14 protein-coding genes, 2 pseudogenes and 1 riboswitch are annotated in these 19904 nt (G+C 47.2%); of the genes and pseudogenes, 14 read left to right on the top strand and 2 right to left on the bottom strand.

The features are described 5' to 3' along the window. The first annotated feature begins 113 nt into the window (after window positions 1-113). The gene (locus tag JEZ96_RS14770; RefSeq protein WP_128090262.1) at window positions 114-1049 is read left to right on the top strand and encodes a hypothetical protein; all 936 of its coding nucleotides are present in this window, start codon (window positions 114-116) and stop codon (window positions 1047-1049) included. 435 nt (window positions 1050-1484) lie between these two features. Here JEZ96_RS14770 and metH read toward each other — a convergent pair whose 3' ends face one another. Then, entirely contained in the window at window positions 1485-5219 is a 3735-nt protein-coding gene (gene metH, locus JEZ96_RS14765; protein ID WP_025007632.1) for a methionine synthase, read from the bottom strand. Between the two features lie 256 nt (window positions 5220-5475). On the opposite strand from metH, the gene JEZ96_RS14760 reads away from it, so the two are divergent. The 8 genes from JEZ96_RS14760 (at window position 5476) to cobO (ending at window position 13689) form a co-directional block, all read left to right on the top strand. Next, the gene (locus JEZ96_RS14760; RefSeq protein WP_061783108.1) at window positions 5476-6201 is read left to right on the top strand and encodes a histidine phosphatase family protein; all 726 of its coding nucleotides are present in this window, start codon (window positions 5476-5478) and stop codon (window positions 6199-6201) included. Between the two features lie 212 nt (window positions 6202-6413). Then, window positions 6414-6613: riboswitch (cobalamin riboswitch) on the top strand. Window positions 6614-6713: 100 nt separating this feature from the next. Continuing rightward, entirely contained in the window at window positions 6714-7595 is an 882-nt protein-coding gene (locus JEZ96_RS14755) for an ABC transporter ATP-binding protein (RefSeq protein ID WP_025007633.1), read from the top strand. Further along, entirely contained in the window at window positions 7595-8722 is a 1128-nt protein-coding gene (locus JEZ96_RS14750) for a FecCD family ABC transporter permease (RefSeq protein WP_164837998.1), read from the top strand. Before JEZ96_RS14755 ends, JEZ96_RS14750 begins: the two co-directional genes overlap by 1 nt. Before the next feature lie 78 nt (window positions 8723-8800). Next, on the top strand, window positions 8801-9853 hold the full coding sequence (gene cobT, locus JEZ96_RS14745; RefSeq protein WP_025007635.1) for a nicotinate-nucleotide--dimethylbenzimidazole phosphoribosyltransferase: 1053 nt from the start codon (window positions 8801-8803) through the stop codon (window positions 9851-9853). Between the two features lie 107 nt (window positions 9854-9960). After that, window positions 9961-10749: an adenosylcobinamide-GDP ribazoletransferase gene (locus JEZ96_RS14740; protein WP_011788363.1), complete on the top strand. Its 789-nt coding sequence runs from the start codon at window positions 9961-9963 to the stop codon at window positions 10747-10749. Next, a complete protein-coding gene (gene cobU / locus JEZ96_RS14735) occupies window positions 10746-11357 on the top strand; it encodes a bifunctional adenosylcobinamide kinase/adenosylcobinamide-phosphate guanylyltransferase (RefSeq protein ID WP_011788364.1) in 612 nt (203 codons plus the stop codon). The genes JEZ96_RS14740 and cobU overlap by 4 nt, the downstream gene beginning before the upstream one ends. Window positions 11358-11464: 107 nt before the next feature. Then, complete coding sequence (locus JEZ96_RS14730; protein WP_233058887.1) at window positions 11465-13069, top strand: cobyric acid synthase; 1605 nt, start codon at window positions 11465-11467, stop codon at window positions 13067-13069. Next, window positions 13066-13689, top strand: a complete 624-nt coding sequence (gene cobO, locus JEZ96_RS14725) for a cob(I)yrinic acid a,c-diamide adenosyltransferase (RefSeq protein WP_061783106.1) — start codon at window positions 13066-13068, stop codon at window positions 13687-13689. Before JEZ96_RS14730 ends, cobO begins: the two co-directional genes overlap by 4 nt. 246 nt (window positions 13690-13935) lie before the next feature. On the opposite strand, the pseudogene JEZ96_RS14720 reads toward cobO, so the two are convergent. Next, window positions 13936-14600: pseudogene (locus JEZ96_RS14720) on the bottom strand (integron integrase); the annotation flags it as partial. A gap of 83 nt (window positions 14601-14683) precedes the next feature. On the opposite strand from JEZ96_RS14720, the gene JEZ96_RS14715 reads away from it, so the two are divergent. The 5 genes and pseudogenes from JEZ96_RS14715 to JEZ96_RS14695 all read left to right on the top strand — a co-directional run bounded on the left by JEZ96_RS14715 (window position 14684) and on the right by JEZ96_RS14695 (window position 19898). Continuing rightward, a complete protein-coding gene (locus tag JEZ96_RS14715; protein WP_061783105.1) occupies window positions 14684-15547 on the top strand; it encodes a tyrosine-type recombinase/integrase in 864 nt (287 codons plus the stop codon). Continuing rightward, window positions 15526-16642: pseudogene (locus JEZ96_RS14710) on the top strand (IS91 family transposase). The gene JEZ96_RS14715 and the pseudogene JEZ96_RS14710 overlap by 22 nt, the downstream one beginning before the upstream one ends. Before the next feature lie 341 nt (window positions 16643-16983). Next, the gene (locus JEZ96_RS14705; protein ID WP_025008454.1) at window positions 16984-17433 is read left to right on the top strand and encodes a hypothetical protein; all 450 of its coding nucleotides are present in this window, start codon (window positions 16984-16986) and stop codon (window positions 17431-17433) included. Between the two features lie 82 nt (window positions 17434-17515). Then, on the top strand, window positions 17516-17890 hold the full coding sequence (locus JEZ96_RS14700) for a hypothetical protein (RefSeq protein WP_025008455.1): 375 nt from the start codon (window positions 17516-17518) through the stop codon (window positions 17888-17890). A 970-nt stretch (window positions 17891-18860) separates the two neighbouring features. Beyond that, the gene (locus JEZ96_RS14695; RefSeq protein WP_011788370.1) at window positions 18861-19898 is read left to right on the top strand and encodes a DUF2235 domain-containing protein; all 1038 of its coding nucleotides are present in this window, start codon (window positions 18861-18863) and stop codon (window positions 19896-19898) included. The last annotated feature ends 6 nt before the right edge of the window (window positions 19899-19904 follow it).

The following is a 19904-nucleotide window of genomic DNA, read 5'->3' as shown; positions in this document are numbered from 1 at the left end:
TACTTTCCTTAAATGAGTGAGGTTTAGCCTAGTAGCTTTTATGTTTTCGGTTTTTAACCTTTAAATTTTGAGGTTTATAATTTAAGTATTTTTATTCATTGTTGGAGTTGTTAGTGATGAAATTTGGTTGCTTTTTATTTATAGCTTTTTTACTGTTGTCTGGTTGTGAGTCAACTGATTCTGGTAGAGTTTTCACTTTTAGTGATAATGTGCATTCTGAAACGTTAGTTCCACTCTCAGGAAATAAACAAAATAAATTTCACTTTAAAATAGCAGGGTTAAATGTTGATGACGTAAAGTCAAAAATAATATTAGAGATGAAAAGGAAGCTTTCAAGCGATTTTTTAAATAAAAATGTACCGTTAAGAAAAAACCAGGACACTTTTGGTAGTGTGATAGAGACATTAAACAAAAATAGTAATATTCGATTGTACTCTAAACTTGATTGGGATGTTTCTGTTGATGGTGTAAGTATGTCATATGAAACAATTAGAGATTATAATGGGAGGCAAGCAGTTGCATATCAACGTTTTTTAATAGGGTTTGTTTTTGATTATGATCCGAAAAATCAATTGTTGACTTTGTTTGTAAATTACCCCGAGTTTTATACGGAGCGTAATGGCAACCTTGGGAGTGAAGCTATGATTATTCCTCCATTTGAATCTGAACAGTTGAAGGCACAGATAAATAGTTCTTTTGAATCTATATCAATCACTAGAATTGGTTATTATAAAGAAAAGAAAATTTCCGGTGAGTTTGTTGTAAATTACAGGGATGATTCAGTGTATGCTAACTTTATTCGATTAGGTGTAAACGATACGATTGAAAGGAAAATTGAGAAAACTGCACAGATATCACTTTCTAGAGGTGATATGAATCATGTGACTAATATACATGTTTATCCATATCGTGATACTAAAAGTAAGGTTGTGTATGAAAGTTATTTAAAAAGTGTTCAGTGGATTAATAGTGATGGTACCACTTCATTTGATAATTTTCCTGACGATAAAGAAATAGAAAAAATGATTTCTGATATTGCCAATGGATAATTGGTAAAATAGAGGGTATACATAGCACTATTTAATGCTTAAATTTTACCCTAATCTCACAGAAGTTCACCTATCCCCTGCGAAGTTGTCGAAATACGCAGATAGAAATGCCGTGGCGACATCATGGATGATGGCGCAGGCTCGGGGGCACATGGATGTGCCATCTGAGCCGTTAGGCGATTTTTATTGGAGTATGAGACAGGTAACTAATGCATGTAACTTCGCTAGGGTGAGTGCTGCGTAGCAGTGTTACGAACGAGAGCCATGGATGGCGAACTGGCAGTTAAACAAGGACGTTGTTCGGCAAGGGAGCATCCAAGGAGGATAGGACGAGCAGTCCTCCTTGGTCGGGTGTGGGGTGAAGCCCCACGACTTTTACGCTTAATTCAAACGAAGTTTGAAAGTTTAAGCCCTGCGGGTGATTGCAGATCCCAATCACTCGGGATCATAATCAAGTACTGGCGCCAGCCACTTCTCTGTTTCCGCAATGCTCATCCCTTTGCGCTTGGCATAATCTTCCACTTGATCGCGGCCTATGTTACTCACGCCAAAATAGCGGGATTTCGGGTGGGCGAAATACCAGCCCGATACTGCCGCTGTGGGGAACATGGCGTAGCTTTCGGTGATATTCAAGTCGATAGTCTCATCGGGCTTGAGCAAGTCCCATAACAAACCTTTTTCGGTGTGGTCTGGGCAAGCTGGGTAACCCGGTGCGGGGCGTATACCTTTGTATTTCTCGCGGATTAAGGCTTCGTTGCTTAACTGCTCGTCGGCCGCATAACCCCAAAACTCTTTACGTACCCGTTCGTGCATCCGTTCGGCAAAGGCTTCGGCCAAACGGTCGGCTAAACACTTGAGCATAATGGCGTTATAGTCGTCGTGGTTGGCTTCGAAACGTGCCACATGTTCATCAATCCCATGGCCCGCAGTGACCGCAAAACCACCCATATAGTCGGCGACGCCGCTATCTTTTGGCGCTACAAAGTCGGCAAGGCAGAAGTTATCGTTACCGACCCGCTCAAGCTGCATCCTCAGGTGATGGGTGGTCATTTCAACTGTGGTACGCGACTCATCGGTATACAGCTCAATATCGTCGTAATTCACGGTATTGGCTGGGAATAAGCCGATAACCGCTTTCGCCGTGAGCCACTTTTCTTCGATGATTTTTTTAAGCATGGCCTGACCATCGGCGAACAGCTTTTGCGCTTCAACGCCGACCACTTTATCGCTGAGGATTTCAGGGTAATGGCCGTGCAGCTCCCACGAGCGGAAAAACGGTGTCCAGTCGATACGCTCAACTAAATCTTCTAATGGATAATCATCAAACACTTGGCGACCGAGCATATTGGGTTTGAATGGGGTGTAACTGGCCCAATCGTGTTGGCAGCGGTTTTCACGGGCGGCCTCCAGTGAAACAATCTCTTTACGCTTGGCTTGGGATAAACGCTTGGTGCGCATATCGTCGTATTCGGCGTAGGTTTCATCAATGGTGGCTTGGCGTGTCTCGTTATTCACCAGTTTGCTGACCATTGGCACAGCGCGGGACGCATCGGCAATATAGATAGCGCCATGGGGATAATGGGGCGCAATTTTCACCGCTGTATGGATTTTTGAGCAAGTCGCGCCGCCGATAATTGCTGGAATAGTTAAGCCTTCGCGGTGGAAGGTTTTCACGTTATGCACCATCTCATCAAGGCTTGGGGTGATAAGGCCCGACATGCCGATGATATCGATATTGTGCTCTTTAACGGCGTCGAGAATACGTTCCACCGACACCATCACACCTAAATCGAATACCTCAAAACCGTTACAGGCGAGCACCACGCCGACGATATTCTTGCCGATATCGTGCACGTCACCTTTTACGGTCACCATCAATATCTTGCCGTTCGATTGGCCTGCGACTTTTTCCTTTTCAATAAAGGGATTGAGGTAAGCCACGGCCTTTTTCATCACCCGCGCAGACTTAACGACTTGTGGCAGGAACATCTTGCCCGAGCCAAATAAGTCGCCGACCACGTTCATGCCGTCCATCAGTGGGCCTTCAATCACATCGAGTGGACGTTTCGCTTCTTGGCGAGCGGCTTCGGTATCTTCATCAATAAATTCGGTGATGCCTTTAACGAGCGCATGGGCTAAACGCTGATTAACTGGCCAAGAGCGCCATTCTAAATCTTCTTTCTTACCCACCTGCGCGCCATCACCGCGGAATTTCTCTGCGATTTCAAGTAACTGCTCTGTATTGCTCGAGCCTTCAACTGGGCAGGGCAAGTTAAGCACCACGTTTTCGACGCGCACTTTAAGCTCGGGGTCGATATCATCGTAAATGGCTAACTGACCCGCGTTCACAATCCCCATATCCATGCCGACTTTAATCGCGTGGTACAGGAATACCGCGTGGATCGCCTCGCGCACTGGGTTGTTACCACGGAAGGAGAACGACACGTTAGACACGCCGCCTGAAATCATCGCATGGGGCAGGGTGGCTTTAATTGCTTTAATGGCATCAATAAAATCGACAGCATAGTTATCGTGTTCATCAATACCCGTGGCAATCGCAAAGATATTCGGGTCAAAGATAATGTCTTCTGGCGGAAAGCCGACCTTATCGACCAGCACGCGGTAGGCGCGGGTACAGATCTCAATCTTGCGCGCCTTAGTATCGGCTTGGCCTTGCTCATCGAATGCCATAATAATGGCCGCCGCGCCGTAGCGTTTCACTAAGGTAGCTTGCTCGATAAATTTGGCTTCGCCTTCTTTAAGGGAAATCGAGTTAACAATCCCCTTGCCTTGAATACATTTGAGGCCAGCTTCAATCACCTCCCACTTAGATGAGTCGATCATAATCGGCACGCGGCTGATGTCCGGCTCAGAGGCAATCAAGTTTAAAAACTTGTGCATGATCTCCACGCCATCGAGCATGCCTTCGTCCATATTGATATCGATGATCTGCGCGCCGCTTTCAACCTGTTCACGGGCGACATCAAGCGCTTGCTCGAACTTGCCTTCTTTAATCAGCTTTAAAAACTTGGCAGAACCTGTGACGTTGGTGCGCTCGCCCACGTTCACAAACAGGGTTTGGGCGTCGATAGTGAGTGGTTCCAAACCCGCAAGACGGCAGGCAACTGGAATGTCGGGTAAGACGCGAGGGTCATATTTTTCAACTGCTTGACGAATAACGCGAATATGTTCAGGCGTACTACCACAGCAACCGCCGATAATGTTGAGCATGCCTTCGCGCGCCCAATCTTCGATCACGTTCGCCATATCTTCTGGGGTTTCATCGTAGCCGCCAAACTCGTTCGGCAGACCCGCGTTTGGGTGCGCCGACACATAGCATTCGCTGATACGTGACAATTCTTCCACATAGGGGCGCAGCTCTTTTGGCCCAAGGGCGCAGTTAAGACCGATAGACAAGGGCTTGATATGGCGAAGGGAATTGTAAAAGGCTTCGGTCGTTTGGCCTGTCAGTGTGCGGCCTGATGCATCGGTAATGGTGCCCGAGATCATGATCGGCAGTCTGTCTTTAGAATGCTGACCAAATAAGTCATCGAATACGGATTCAATCGCAAACAGCGCGGCCTTGGCGTTTAAGGTATCGAATATGGTCTCGACCATAATGATATCCGCGCCGCCTTCAATCAGTGCCTTAGTGGATTCTTTGTAAGCGGTCACTAACTCATCGAAGCTGACGTTGCGATAGCCAGGGTCGTTCACATCAGGGCTAATCGAACACGTACGGTTAGTGGGGCCTAACACACCGGCGACGTAGCGTGGAATGCCTGTGGCAGCAAAGGCTTCATCACAGGCTTCACGGGCGAGGCGCGCGCCTTCGCGGTTAATTTCGGCTGACAGCGACTGCATGTCGTAGTCGGCCATGGCGATAGTCGTGGCGTTAAAGGTGTTGGTCTCAATAATATCGGCACCGGCGTTTAAGTAGTCGGTGTGAATTTGTTTGATAATGTGAGGCTGCGTGAGCACTAACAGGTCGTTATTGCCCTTAACATCGGTATGCCAATCCTTAAAGCGTTCGCCGCGATAGTCCTCTTCCTCCAGTTTGTAGCCTTGGATCATAGTGCCCATGGCACCGTCTAAGATCAGAATGCGCTCTGCAAGCTGTTTGCGAATGTCTGCTAATATCTGGCCGGCTTTGGTTGAGGGTATCGTCATAAATAATTACCTTAAATACAGCTAAGTTAAGTCCAAGCATCGACCCTTGTTATGCAAAGTGCATTTTATTCTGGTCTATCGACATTTGTTTTTGGATACTTGTTTTTATAAAATGTTTTTGGACATTTAAACGTATAGACGTCCATAATACGCGACTTATGATCGTCAGGGCAAGATGAAAGTCAAAGGCATTAGGCTCTAGGCATTGGTGCCTAGCACCTAGGCGCTAGGTCCTAGGCTTTATTTAAAGGCATATATGAAACAAGTGCAGCTTTTATTGTTACGCCACGGAGAGTGTGAAGGCGGCGCCATCTTGCGGGGGCGTGTGGATGTGCCTTTGAGCGAAAAGGGTTGGCAACAAATGTCGGCAGCGGTTGAGGCGCAGGCCAGCGTGTGTAGCGCGATTTATAGCTCGACTTCACGCCGCTGCGCCGATTTTGCCCACGCTTTCGCCGCCGAGCTGCATTCGACAGCGGCGTTGGTATCAGTCACTAGGCCATTGCAGGCGCAGTGTTTGTCGGGTTTGCAGGAAATTGATTTTGGTGATTGGGACGGTTGTCGGCTCGATGAACTGTATCAACAAGAGGGCGAACGCTTAGCGGCGTATTGGCAAAATCCTTGGCAAACGCCGCCGCCCAATGGTGAAACTATGGCAAGTTTTGAGTCGCGGGTGAATGGGGCGGTTGATCAGATACTCGCCGCCGAGTTTGAACGATTTACCCTCGACTCACATAAAATGGGTAATGAAAACAATGCCGTTAATGAGCGCGGTGACAATATGCCTGCTACCAAAGTGTGGGTTGTGACCCACGGTGGGGTGATCCGTCACTTAATGGCTCGCGCCCTTGGGGTTGAACGGGCGGTGGGGTTTTATAGTCAACTTGATTTACCCGTGGCGGCCGTGGTGAGCATGAATGTGCTGCAAGATGAACAGGGTGCCTGCTATTGGCGTTTAGATTGGCCGAGTGGGCGCAGGTGTTGAGGCCTTATTTCACGACCTCGGCGCTATGGTGTAGGCGTGATCGTTTGGCGAGAATAAGCTGACATGAAAATATTCTGATTTAAACAGCATTGCCTAATGGGATAGATGTAGGATAATGCTTTTCCCTGACGTTTGAGCTAATTGTATGCGTAATTAGCCATAACGTCGCAGAAATAGGTGTTGGGAATAGACTCTCTTGTTCGAATCGCTCCGTTGTTTTCATTCTCAATGGCGTTGTGAACAAAGCGCATATCAACCCAAACATAATAGGGAATCGGGGCACTGCTTATCAGTCAGCCCGAACTGTACCCGCAACTGTGAGTAGTAAAAGAAGAACCTAGAACCTAGAACCTAGAACCTAGAACCTTCTTTCCCTACAAGTCAGGAGACCTGCCTATTTCTGTTATCGCTGCGTGCAGCCTTAGTTCTCGAGCGGGTGACTCGAGGGAGCAGATAACAATGTACATAGCCTTTTTTAATCTAGGTTTGGACTCGCTAGGAGCGCCGCGTTGGTGAAACTCTCTGCACTCCAAATGAGCCATAGTTTGAGTGAAAGTAACACTCGTCCGTCAACGAGCCAGAGTGTCGCACTCGATGTCAGCCAGTTAAGCTGGTGTATCGGTGGCAAAACCATTCTATCCAATATTAACTTTTCGTTGCCTACGGGGGAGATGTTGGGTTTGATTGGGCCTAACGGTGCGGGCAAGTCTAGCTTGCTGCGCTGTTTGTATCGATTTGTGCGCCCGACTCAGGGCAAAATTACCCTTTTTGATCAAGATATTGAGCTCCTATCGCCCAAGACGTTTGCTTGCCGTGTCGCCGTCGTGCAGCAAGATACACCGCATTATTTTGACTTAACCACAGAGCAATTGGTCAGCATGGGCTTGACGCCCCACAAGGGCATGTTCGATACCAATTCCAGTGGGGATGCTGAGCGCATTGCTCAGGCCTTAGATAAAGTGGGCTTGAGTCATAAGAGGTATCAACAATATGAGCACTTATCTGGTGGTGAAAAGCAACGCGCCTTGATTGCCCGCGCCATAGTGCAGCAGCCGCAGCTTTTAATCCTCGATGAGCCAACTAACCACCTCGATGTGCGCTATCAAATTCAGATCCTCGAATTAGTGCGTAGTCTTGGGATCAGCGTGATTGCTTCTATTCATGATCTTAATCTAGCCAGTGCCCTGTGCGACAGTTTGTTGTTGATCCATAACGGTGAAGTCAGCGCCATGGGGACACCTACTGAGGTGTTAACCGAGGCGCGCATTGGTGATGTGTTCGGTGTGTGTGCTCAGGTATCGCCCCATCCACAACATAAAAAGCCCTTAATCAGTTATTTTTATGGTTACCACCATGTAGCTCATGGCCTGAACGAGCGAGGCGAGGGCGGATGATGTCGAGGAATAAACAACATTTCATCTCATATTTGGGGCGTATTGTGACACCGTTGACGAGACAACAACTGATGCTGCTCGTATTGGGCATCATCACTTTGGTCACCCCTATTGCTGCGGCGAGCTTTGGTGCGGCAAATATCCGCTTTATAGAAGTTATTCAAGTATTTACAAATAATGTGGTGAATCCTGTTCAAGCCAATGGTATGACTGAGCGCATTGTGATGGAACTAAGACTGCCGCGCATTTTACTGGCTTTTGTGGCGGGGGCGGGTTTGTCAATGGCGGGGAGTGTGCTGCAAACCGTGACCCGTAATCCGCTCGCCGATCCCTATTTATTTGGCATTAGCTCTGGCGCGTCCTTTGGCGCTGTGGTGATGTTGACGATTTTTACCGGTTCTGGTTTATTTGAACATTCAGCATTAATTGCAAGCTCAGGTATTTTTAGCGGCTCGGGTGCTTTTGCTGGGCTGCTCTGGTTTAGCTTACCCTTTGGTGCTTTTATCGGTGCGAGCTTATCTGTGTTAATTGTGCTTGCCTTGTCTGGGCTTGGGCTTAATAGCCAAGTGGAGCGCATGTTGCTTTCAGGTGTGGCAACCTCCTTTATGTTTGGCGCATTAACGAGTCTGCTGCTGTATTTCGCCAGTCCACAGGCCACGGCATCAGTGCTCTTTTGGAGTTTAGGCAGTTTCGCTAAGGCCAGTTGGTCGTTGCTAGTGCTGCCGAGTTTAGTGATAGGCGTGAGTCTGGTGATTATTTTAGGGATGAAGCGCCAGATCATGGCGTTGCAAGCAGGGGATGAAACCGCCCATACCTTAGGGGTGAATGTACCTAAGCTGCGGCTCAATATGTTGCTGCTTTGCTCCTTGATTACCGCCGTATTGGTTGCCACCTGCGGCGGCATTGGTTTTGTCGGTTTAATGATCCCCCACACAGTGCGGTTATTATTTCCTGGTCGTCAATCAATATTATTAACCGCGTTGGTGGGGGGATTATTTTTGGTGTGGATTGATGTCTTAGCACGTTGTTTGTTGGGCAATCAAGAGTTACCCGTGGGTATTATTACTGCCGCCATAGGGAGTTTTTTCTTTTTGATTATCCTGCGGCGGCGAAAAGTAACCCGTTAATTTAATGCTTACGACCTATGGAAAAGAGTCATGGAATGCATCGTAGTGATTAAATTTGGATTAGCAAGTGGAGTGTGAATGTCTCAATCAGCCGTGTCGTTTCAAATTAACCCTGTGAGCAAAGTACAAGAACAGTCGATTCAACAGAAAATAAATCTTAAGACTAAGCCGCTTGGCGCCCTCGGGCAGCTCGAATCCTTAGCATTACAAATAGCTCGCATACAGGGTGCTGATCAGCCATATATAGCGAATCCCACCATGCTGGTGTTTGCGGGTGACCATGGCATTGCAGCAGAAGGCGTTTCCATTGCCCCTAGTGAAGTGACGCGCCAAATGGTGCAAAACTTTGCCCATGGCGGTGCGGCAATTAATGTTTTTTGTCGGCAAGTTGGCTTTAAGCTCGAAGTGATCGATTGCGGTATTTTAACGCCTATCGAAGGGGTTAAAGGCATTATTGATCAACGTCTTGGCGCAGGAACGGGCGCTATTCATTTAGAGCCTGCCATGGCGCTGGAAACCGTTGATAAAGGCTTTGCGATGGCGCGTAATTTGATTGAACGCCACCACCAAGCTGGCTGTAATCTGGTGGCCTTTGGCGAGATGGGCATAGGCAATACCTCTGCTGCATCTGCGATTATGGCGGCGATAATGCAGCTCGATGTGATTGATTGTGTCGGCCGTGGTACTGGCATTAATCAAGAAACCTTAGCGCGAAAATTGATGCTGATTGAGCTAGCGTTATTGCTACATCAAAGTGCGTTAACTGGACCAAAAGAAGTGTTGGCGTGTTTAGGTGGTTTTGAAATTGTGCAGATGACAGGCGCTATGTTAGCCGCCGCCGAGCGTAACATGCTGGTGGTTGTGGATGGTTTTATCGCGACTGCCGCTGCATTAGTCGCAGTAACAATAGCGCCTAATGTGCGCGACTATTTGATTTTTGCCCATCAATCAGAAGAGCAAGGCCATCTGCGAATGTTAGAATTTTTGCAGGCTAAACCTTTGCTATCGCTTGGCCTAAGATTAGGCGAAGGCACTGGTGCAGCCTTGGCTCTACCGCTTATCCAAGCAGCAGTAAATTTTTACAATCAAATGGCGAGTTTTAGTGATGCGGGGATTGAGGCTGTTGTATGATATGCATCAGCTAAGCTGTTTATTTTACTTATTTAAAATAATAACTTTTTAGCCAACCGTTTTAATTTTAAACCTTGCAGCAAGTGTGGATTCACTAAGGATGCTTTATGTCAGAACGCGAAAGCTGGCACAAAGAAATAGATTTATTTTTAGTTGCTATGGGCTACTTTACCCGCATCCCAATGCCTAAATGGGTTGAGGTTGATAGCGATAAACTCAATAAGGCGAGCCGTTATTTTGGCTTAGTGGGCCTGTTAATTGGGCTATTAAGTGCGATTGTCTTTTGGTTAACACAGAATTGGCTTCCTGCAGGGGTATCAGTGCTGTTAGCCATGTTAGTTGGCGTTTTACTGACAGGTGGATTCCACGAGGATGGCCTAGCCGATACCTTCGACGGTTTTGGCGGTGGTTGGACGGCAGAAGATAAACTGCGGATCATGAAGGATTCGCGGCTTGGTAGTTATGGCGCTATCGCCTTGATATTAGCGTTATTGCTGAAATGGCAATTGTTGGTTGAATTGGCACTTTATGATCCCGTGGTTGCAGGCTCGGCGCTTATCGTGGCGCATACAGTGAGTCGCGTGGTTGCTGCGAGCATTATTTTTACCGAAAAATATGTGCGCGATGATGAAACCAGCAAATCTAAACCACTATCTCAGCATCAAGGCATTAATGAGCTATTTATCTTGGTTGCCAGCGGTGTATTGGTGTTGTTATTCCTTAAGGGATTAGCAGCCCTCTCATTGTTGTTGGTGATGATCGGGTTACGCCGTTTGATTGTCGTTATTTTTAGGCGTCAGATTGGGGGATACACGGGCGATACTTTAGGCGCGGCACAACAAATATGCGAGATTGTTTGTTATCTTGTGCTGCTGATTGTTGGAAGTATTCTGTGATCCATTTAGTCGTAGGAGGTGCCCGTAGCGGCAAGAGCCGTTACGGCGAATCCTTAGTGCGCCAATATACGGCGCTGGGATTTGATGCGTGCTTTGTTGCTACAGCGCAAGCACGGGATGCCGAAATGACTGAACGTATAGTGAAACACCAACAAGACCGTGCAGATGATGGTATTGCATGGCAATTAATTGAAGAACCCCTCGCGCTGACAACGCAATTGAAGCACTTAGCAAAACCTGGGCGTGTGATCCTTGTGGATTGTTTAACGCTTTGGTTAACTAACCAGTTACTCGCTTGTTACCCCGAATTAGATGAACCGATTCCTACAGAAGGGTATTTCGCCGCGGACATTGCGACTAAAAACACGAGCCTTGATCCGCTGATATCTTGGCAAAACGAGAAGAATGCGTTTGTCGATTCCCTTGCCGAGCTTGAAGGTGTAGTGATTTTAATCAGTAACGAAGTTGGCTCCGGCATAGTACCCTTAGGTGCGTTAAGCCGACAATTTGTGGATGAAGCTGGCTGGTTAAACCAAGCCGTGGCGACCTTAGCGGACAATGTTACCTTAGTGGTTGCAGGTTTACCCTTAACACTAAAACCACTTTAGCTTTAATCGATGCGTTTATAACGGCTTTGCATGAGTATTGGGGCTTAGCTTGGATGTTAATACCGCAAACTTAAGTAAGTCATTAATCTATGCCTTCTGTAAATACAATGTCTTCTTTCACTATAGACAATACCGCCAATATTAATTCACCTCGGCGCGCGGCAGTCTTGATGGTGCAGGGCACAACATCGGATGCTGGCAAGAGCACCTTAGTCGCAGGCATTTGTCGTTTGCTCGCTCGTCAGGGGATTAAGGTTGCGCCCTTTAAGCCGCAAAATATGGCACTCAATAGCGCTGTTACTATTGATGGCGGCGAGATTGGCCGCGCACAGGCCTTACAAGCCGTGGCCTGTTATCTTGAGCCCCATACCGATTTTAATCCCATACTGCTTAAACCAAGCTCGGACACGGGCGCGCAAATTATCGTTCATGGCAAAGCCCTGACGACACTCGAAGCCTCGGCCTTTTTTGGGCCTAAATCTAAGGATTACAAGGCTATGGCGCTTGGCGCTGTGCTGGAGTCCTTCGAGCGATTGACGGCCCAATATCAAACCATAGTGGTTGAAGGCGCGGGCAGTCCGGCGGAGATCAATCTGCGTGAAGGTGATATTGCCAACATGGGATTTGCCGAAGTTGTGGATTGTCCTGTGATTATCATTGCCGATATCGACAAGGGCGGCGTATTTGCCCATTTGGTCGGGACCTTGGCCTTGTTATCAGAATCTGAACAAGCACGGGTAAAGGGCTTTGTGATCAATCGTTTCCGTGGCGATATTAGCCTGTTGCAATCTGGCCTCGATTGGCTTGAAGCTTATACAAAAAAGCCTGTTTTAGGTGTGTTGCCTTATCTGCATGATTTACATCTCGATGCCGAAGATGCGCTGATAAGCTCGCCGACCAAAGGCGCTAACAGCCGCTTAAAAGTGCGGGTATTAGTGTACCCAAGGATCAGTAATCACACGGATTTTGATCCGCTGCGGCTGCATCCCGATATCGATTTTGACTATGTGTCATTACAAACCCAAGCCGCGAGTCACTCCACTCATCTGCCCGCCGCTGATGTATTGATCTTGCCCGGCAGTAAGAATGTGCGCGCGGATTTGGCCTTTTTACGCCAGCAAGGCTGGGATAAAGATATCGCCACACACCTGCGTTACGGCGGAAAAGTGCTCGGTATTTGCGGCGGCTATCAAATGTTAGGCCAAAGCATTGCCGATCCCTTAGGCATTGAAGACAGTGCGGGTGATACCGCTGGACTTGGTTATTTACCGCTAAGCACAGAACTCAAAGCCGAAAAACAGTTACGGCGAGTGAGCGGTGAGCTAACGTTACTTGGGCAAAGAGTTACAGTGAAGGGCTATGAAATCCACTGCGGTGAATCAAGCTATCTTATCCCTAGGCTTGAACAAACGAATGCGCCCTTGCAGTTAATCCCTGAATCCACATCTGTGAGCTTTGCCGATGGCCTGCAAAGCGATGACGGGCAAATCCTTGGCACTTATTTACATGGGCTGTTTGATAGCCCGGATGCGTGTCAGTTGATTTTGCGCTGGGCGGGATTAAACGATGCTAAGGCAATAGATATCAATCAAATACGTGAGCAGCAACTCGATCGTTTAGCCGATGTGTTAGCTGAGCATTTAGACATGCAAAAATTACAGCCAATTTTAGAAGCAGACATTTTTAGCAGCAGAGTGAAGAGAAGACCATGACAGCACAGAACGACAACGAACAAGCGCAAATCAAGGCCGAACGCCACAAGGCTCGCCAACAGAAAGTGAAAGCAGATGTTGATGCTAAAATTGCCGCCGCCCAAGAGGAGAAGGGGATTCTGCTGGTGTTAACCGGTAACGGTAAAGGCAAATCGACCTCAGGTTTTGGCACTGTTGCCCGCGCCGTCGGTCACGGTAAAAAAGCCGCGGTAGTGCAATTTATCAAAGGCACTTGGGAGTGCGGTGAGCGCAATTTACTCGAAGGCGCAGGGGTTGAGTTTCATGTAATGGGCACAGGTTTTACTTGGGAAACCCAAGATAAAGAAAAAGATACCGCCGCCGCTGTACTCGCTTGGGAAGCCGCCGAAAAGCTGCTGCAAGATGAGAGCATCGATTGCGTGATGCTCGATGAACTCACCTATATGGTGAGCTATCACTATTTAGATGTGGAGCGTGTGCTTAGCGCACTTAAAAATCGTCCACCCATGCAGCATGTGATTATTACGGGCCGTGCTTGTCATCGCGCGATTATCGAGCTGGCTGATACTGTCAGCGAAGTGCAGCCGTTGAAACACGCATTCGAATCGGGTATCAAGGCACAGCAAGGTTTTGATTATTAAACTGAGCGTGTTGTTATCATCATAAAGCGATATTTTTATATCCATATTGGGCAGATAGTAAATGGCGGCCAAGCCGCCAACGATCACGGGTGCAACAATGCCAATCTTCACGAACCCTCTAGCTGTTCGTTTAGCTAAAAGCTATTGCCCCATTGCGCGTTATCGGGGCTACTGACAATTAACCCTACAAGCTGTAAGTAGACCAAATTTTAGTAATGCTTCTGAGTTTCGAAAGGACTCTGATATTTATAATGTGTCTAACGGGCTAGTTGTCCCAGCAAAATGTTGGCCAAGTACATGTGTATAAATTTGTGTGGTACTAACGTCATTGTGGCCCAGTAACTCTTGAACACTTCTTATATCACGACTAGCTTGAAGTAAATGGGTTGCGAAGCTATGCCTAAACGTATGGCAGGTGACGCGTTTATTCATTTGAATATTACGCACGGAATTCCCGAGTGCTTTACGAATAACACTTAATGTAAATGGTGCCTGCAAAGTGTTCCTGTATAAGGATTGATACAGGTTGTGCTGGAAGGGAAAATAAACATCCACCCGTGTTGCCTAAACGCATTGGGATACTTACGTTCTAATGCATTTGGCAGAGATGGACCTATCCCTTGCTGGTTATCATTCTGTTGAATTTTAATAGCCTTTTCAATATATGTAGTGAGCTTTTCTGCGCATCTATGGCTGAGGATGGTTTGCCTATCTTTATGTCCTTTACCGTCTCTAACGGTCAGCGAAGCGCTCTCAATATCAATATCTTGGATACGTAACCTGAGGCATTCTGAAACTCTTAGTCCACTACCATAGAGTAGTTCTATTATTAGCCTATCGCGGCCATCAAGTTCATTTAGTACTAGTGAGATTTCTGATGGGGATAACACTGTCGGTAAATGTCTCTGTTGAACTAAGCCGCTGCGCGGAGCCCAAAGCGAACCACTGTTCCACACTTACTCCTAGGGATAATCCCTCACCTAGGAGGTCTACCATGTCATCACTTCTGCAACAATTCCATGATGAGATTCGTTTACGTGGTTACTCGGCCCGTACGCGTAACGCTTATTTGTATGCCATCACCCAACTGCAGCAGTATGCCAACCAACCGCTCGATAACATTACGGATGAGCAGCTTACGGCTTATTTCCGTTACTTAAATCTTGAGCGGCATCATTCCAGAGCCACCTTAAAGTTACAGCTTAATGGCATTCATTTTTTCTATGAACATGTCCTAGGGCGCGACTTTACGGTTCAGCTGAGTTTACCTAAACGTCCGCACAAGCTGCCGCAACTTCTTAGTTGCCAAGATATCGCGGCACTGCTGTACCACTGTCAAAACCTGAAACAACGCGCCATGTTGGCGCTGTGTTATGGTTGTGGTTTACGCGTCAGTGAGTTAACCCATATTAAGGTTGCTGATATCGATGGGCAGCGGCAGTTGCTCAAAGTGTGTCAAGGCAAGGGGGCCTGCGACCGCTGGGTGATACTCTCACCGACTTTACTCACCCTGTTGCGTCAGTATTGGCAAGCGTATCATCCCGTCGAATGGTTGTTTGCCTCGACCTATCATGATGTGGTTTATCCGCTTCATGAGTCGACCTTTCGTAAAGCGTTAGCGAAGTCGGCCCGCTTAGCGGGTATTACTAAGCCTTGCAGTCCACACAGCCTAAGGCATGCTTATGCGACCCATCAATTACAAGCGGGTATGCCACTTCATCAATTACAGGCTCAACTTGGTCATCACAGTATTAAATCCACCGAGCGCTACTTGCATTGGTCACCGGAATTAGGTCATCAAGGGTGTGACTTGCTAGCAAGTCTTGGGGGGATGCAATGGCAACCACCTACCATTTAAGCGATATCCTTCATCAGCACTTAGCCCACTACCAACAGCAGCATAAACTGACCGAACAGCAAGCCTTAGTCTGCCAGCATATTCAGCAGTGTCGCACGCAAACCTTAGGCATACAGCATTGGCGTTGTGATACTTGCCAGTATGAGCAGCAGGTATTTTGCTCCTGTGGTGACCGGCATTGTCCTCGTTGCCAGGGAAGGCAGACACAAGCATGGATTGCTGCGCAACAGGCGCAAGTCTTGCCTTGCCGCTATTTCCATTTGGTCTTTACCTTACCCCACGAGTTGAACATCTTGGCGCACTACGCTGCCAAGCCGCTATACAGCGCCCTGTTTGAGTCGGTGTGGCAGACGCTTGCGCAGTTTGGTATGAAGCGAAAACACCTTCAGGGTCAATTGGGTTGCACTATGGTGCTGCACACGTGGGGGCAAACCTTGAGTCAGCATATTCACTTGCATTGCTTAATCCCGGGTGGGGTGCTGACGTCAGCGGGAGATTGGCATGGCGTGAAAACGGATTATCTGTTTCCGGTTAGAGCCTTGTCCACCGTATATCGGGCCAAGTTATTACGGGCGCTGCGACAACATGAGCTGGCTATCCCTGCGGCTGACACCTTAATGGCAAAACCGTGGTGTTTACAGCAAAGCGTGTCTGAGCCGCGCCGAAACCGTGGTGGAATACCTCGGGCGTTATACCCGTAAAGGCATGCTGCATGAATCAAGAATTGCCGACGTCACCGCAGAGCATGTCAGTTTTTACTACAAGGACTATCGTGACGGTCAGCAGCATAAGCAAATGCGGCTAAGTTGTGATGAGTTTATCCGCCGTTACTTATTGCATGTATTGCCCAAAGGGCTGATGCGAGTGAGACATTTTGGTTTTCTCGCCAACGCTTGCCGCCGTAAAAAGCTCGCGCTTATCCAGCCGCAATTACGTAAGCCGCAGGTGGTATTGGTGAGTCCTTTAGTTAAGGAGGACTGTTTGTGGTCATGTCCGCAATGCCAGTTAGGTCATTTACAGTTTATTGGGCTGATAAGACAGCAGGGATTAGTGATGATTAACAACCAAAGTCAGCCAATATGCCTGTCAGGATAACCCCTCCCTCAAGACGTAGCGAAATGACCGACAGCGAAAAGCAGCCAGCCTTATGGGCGCAAGCCGATGAGGGGATAGGGTGTGAGTGTCAGCCTGAATGTGAGGCCAAATGCTGTCAACCAAGGTCAATAATCAGTCGAAAGTGAGCTTGCAAGAATGAGAAAGCTAAAACGATATCAAGTGATTACCCATCAAACTGTATAAAAAACCGCTACCGCAAAAAAGCAAATTCCTATAGCATCATTCATACCCATTTACACGGATGTGGCAGCGGCCAAGTCCAACAAGCGATTTATGCCCTGCAAACAGCGCAGCGCATAAATACTAAGACGTTAGGGTGAATGATGAGTCGAGTCCTGTTTTTTATCTTTGTTTTTATTAGCTCGCATGGAATTGCTGAGGAATCAGAGGCTCCAGAAGCTATCTGGATAGAATCAGATGAAATGGTTTCTTGCACTCCATGCATGTTAAGCCGTGGCGATGTTCTTCGAGTTAATCTTAGTGGGCACCACGGTAAGGAGCTTGCCTTATATAGGCACGACGAAAACTTATGGCTATTTTTGGTAGTTGGCTCACCGCAAGCAACCATGAAGTCTTTAATGTCTTCTCAACAGTCTGAAAGCGCAAAGGAAATTGAAATAGCTCCAACCACAACTGGGTATCGGTGGGATAACAAAGGCGGTAATGAGACGATATTTTCTAAGCCAGGGAAATATACCCTCTACGTAAGTGAAAACCTAGAAAGTGAGGAAGGCGGCTATAAATGCGAGCTATTTGTGAAAAACCACTAACAAGCAAAGGCAGCATCGCCCTGCGGGCTGGACGCGCTAACGCGCGCCGCTGCTTTGGTAGTTATACGTCAAGGAGAGTATCTTGGCCACGATATTAATCACTATTTTCTTACTTCTTTTCGCGGCTACTGAATTGATTTTTAGGTTACGAATGAGAATGGGAGCAATTCCTGTCAGTTTTATAGTATTGTTTGTAGTAATTCTGCTTGGTGCATATGGGTATTTCTTCGAAAGTTCTCCCTATGGAATAGTGCAGCCCCCAATTAAGTATGCTTTGAGCAACATTATTATGTATGGGAGTCCGATTATATTAATGCTTGTTGCAACCAGCTTTTTTAAGAAACCTTCATCACTCTTTATTCATTGGTTTGCAGGTGTTTTCTCAGCTATTTATACGGCGTTTTTCCCTTTAATTGGCATATACACAGTATGTTCCTTAGGAATTGATTGCCTTTGAAAATGACGTATAACAAGTTGCTAAATTTCGTTCCGGCCACAAAAAGCGTGGCCTCCACGGGACAGCCTACACTGCGTTTCGGCTGCCCATTAGCAAAGCGTTATCTCCATAGAAATTTTAATCCGAAACTGACAAGTTAGAGCAAAGGAGCTATCACGCTTTTGTCCCAAAACTGTGTTGCGTATGTCTTTTAAATCTACAGGTTACGCCAAAGCCAAAACGGTGAGCCATGGTGATTGGCGAGACAACCGTCCGCCCCATGGCCGCTCTTTGGCGTCCATGCCATCGCGGCATTTGTGAATCCTTTCACATCAGATGGGGCAGTCGAGCATCCACGGATGGACTTGAACAACATCCCTGTTTAACTGCCAGTTCGCCGTCCATGGCTCTCGTTCATAAGCTCAGAAACACTAGGTTTCTATTCACCGAGTCGACGAGCAAATGGCATGGCAAACCTATAAGTCGGGGCCTATGCATTAAGTTCCCTACAGCTTAAGTTATAAGTCACTCAATCGTACTATTCGTGCACTTTTGTCCCAAAGCGTGCAGCATAAGCTTTTTAAGTCTACAGGCTACGTCAATGCTAAATAGGTGAGCCATCACCGTGTCGTCGAGCAAATACCATGGTTCGCCCTTCAATAGGAGCCTGCATTTAATAACTAAGCAATAAGTCATTTAGTGATATTAGCCCTTCTATATTTAACGCTCCTCTGTCCAACGCTTGTTAAACGAACATTACATATGCAAACTGTAGCGGCATCTTATTGTTCTAATTTGTCAGCTTAGGTTTTTATGTCACTATAGGTTTTTTGCCGCGATGTTAGCATGTAAAGCAAGATGAGCTTTTAACGCCTTGAATCGCCAGCAAACAAGGATAGCGAGGCTGTTATTCCTTGGTAAAACCCGTTAGCGTCTGTATCGATAGCTTTTTACCTGTGAGATTGGGCATCAGTGACTCAAGGATGATGCGATGAATAAACGTATTGTGATTTGTGCCGACGGCACGTGGAATCGACCCGAGAAAGATCTTAAGGTCGATTTCCCAACCAATGTGCTGCGCCTCGCGCGGGCGATTAGCCCCTTGGCCAGTGACGGCAAACCCCAGCAGGTATTTTATGATTGGGGTGTGGGTTCCTATTACGATCAAACCATCGGTGGTGCGACAGGGCGCGGTTTACATAAAAACATCATGGATGGTTATCGCTATATAGTGCAAAACTATTCCCCCGGCGATGAGATTTACCTCTTTGGCTTTAGTCGTGGTGCTTACACAGTGCGTTGCCTGTGTGGCTTGATTAATAACTGCGGCATACTCAAACGTCCCGATGCGGCGTTGATTCAACAAGCTTTCGACCACTATAAAAAAAGCAGTGCGCCCTTTGCGCCTGATGGTGAAAAATCCCTCGAGTTTAGAGCGAGATACAGTCATGAATCTCGGGAAATCAAGTTTGTTGGTGTGTGGGATACCGTGGGTGCTATGGGGATCCCTATTTCATTTTTAGGGTTGTTCGAAGATAAAGACGAGTTTTACGATACTAAAATTGGCCGCAATGTGCGCGTTGCCCGTCATGCCTTAGCCATAGATGAACACCGCAGTGATTTTGAGCCGACCATTTGGCAACTACGCGACAATATGGACATGCAGCAAGTGTGGTTTGCGGGTGCCCATAGCAATATTGGCGGCAGTTATAAACCTGATAAAGACGGCTCATTGCTGTCGGATATTGCACTGTTGTGGATGATATCCGAGGCGCAGAAATTTAATTTAAGCCTAGAGCCACATTTAACGGCAAGTTTACATCCTAATCCGCTCGCGACTTTACATGACTCACGGCGCAGTTTTTATCGGATAAAGCAGGCGTACTTGCGGCCACTGGATCCTTCGACTGTTCCTGTGTTACTGCACCATTCAGTGAAAATCCGCTGGGAGCGAGACCCCCAATATCGGCCAAAAAATCTAAAAGTTTACTTGGATCGCTATGGCTGGCCGACTGAGCTAATCAATTAACCACTT

This window comes from Shewanella putrefaciens, assembly GCF_016406325.1.
GTDB classification, from domain to species: Bacteria; Pseudomonadota; Gammaproteobacteria; order Enterobacterales; family Shewanellaceae; genus Shewanella; species Shewanella putrefaciens.
This window is presented reverse-complemented; position numbering and strand designations above follow the sequence as displayed.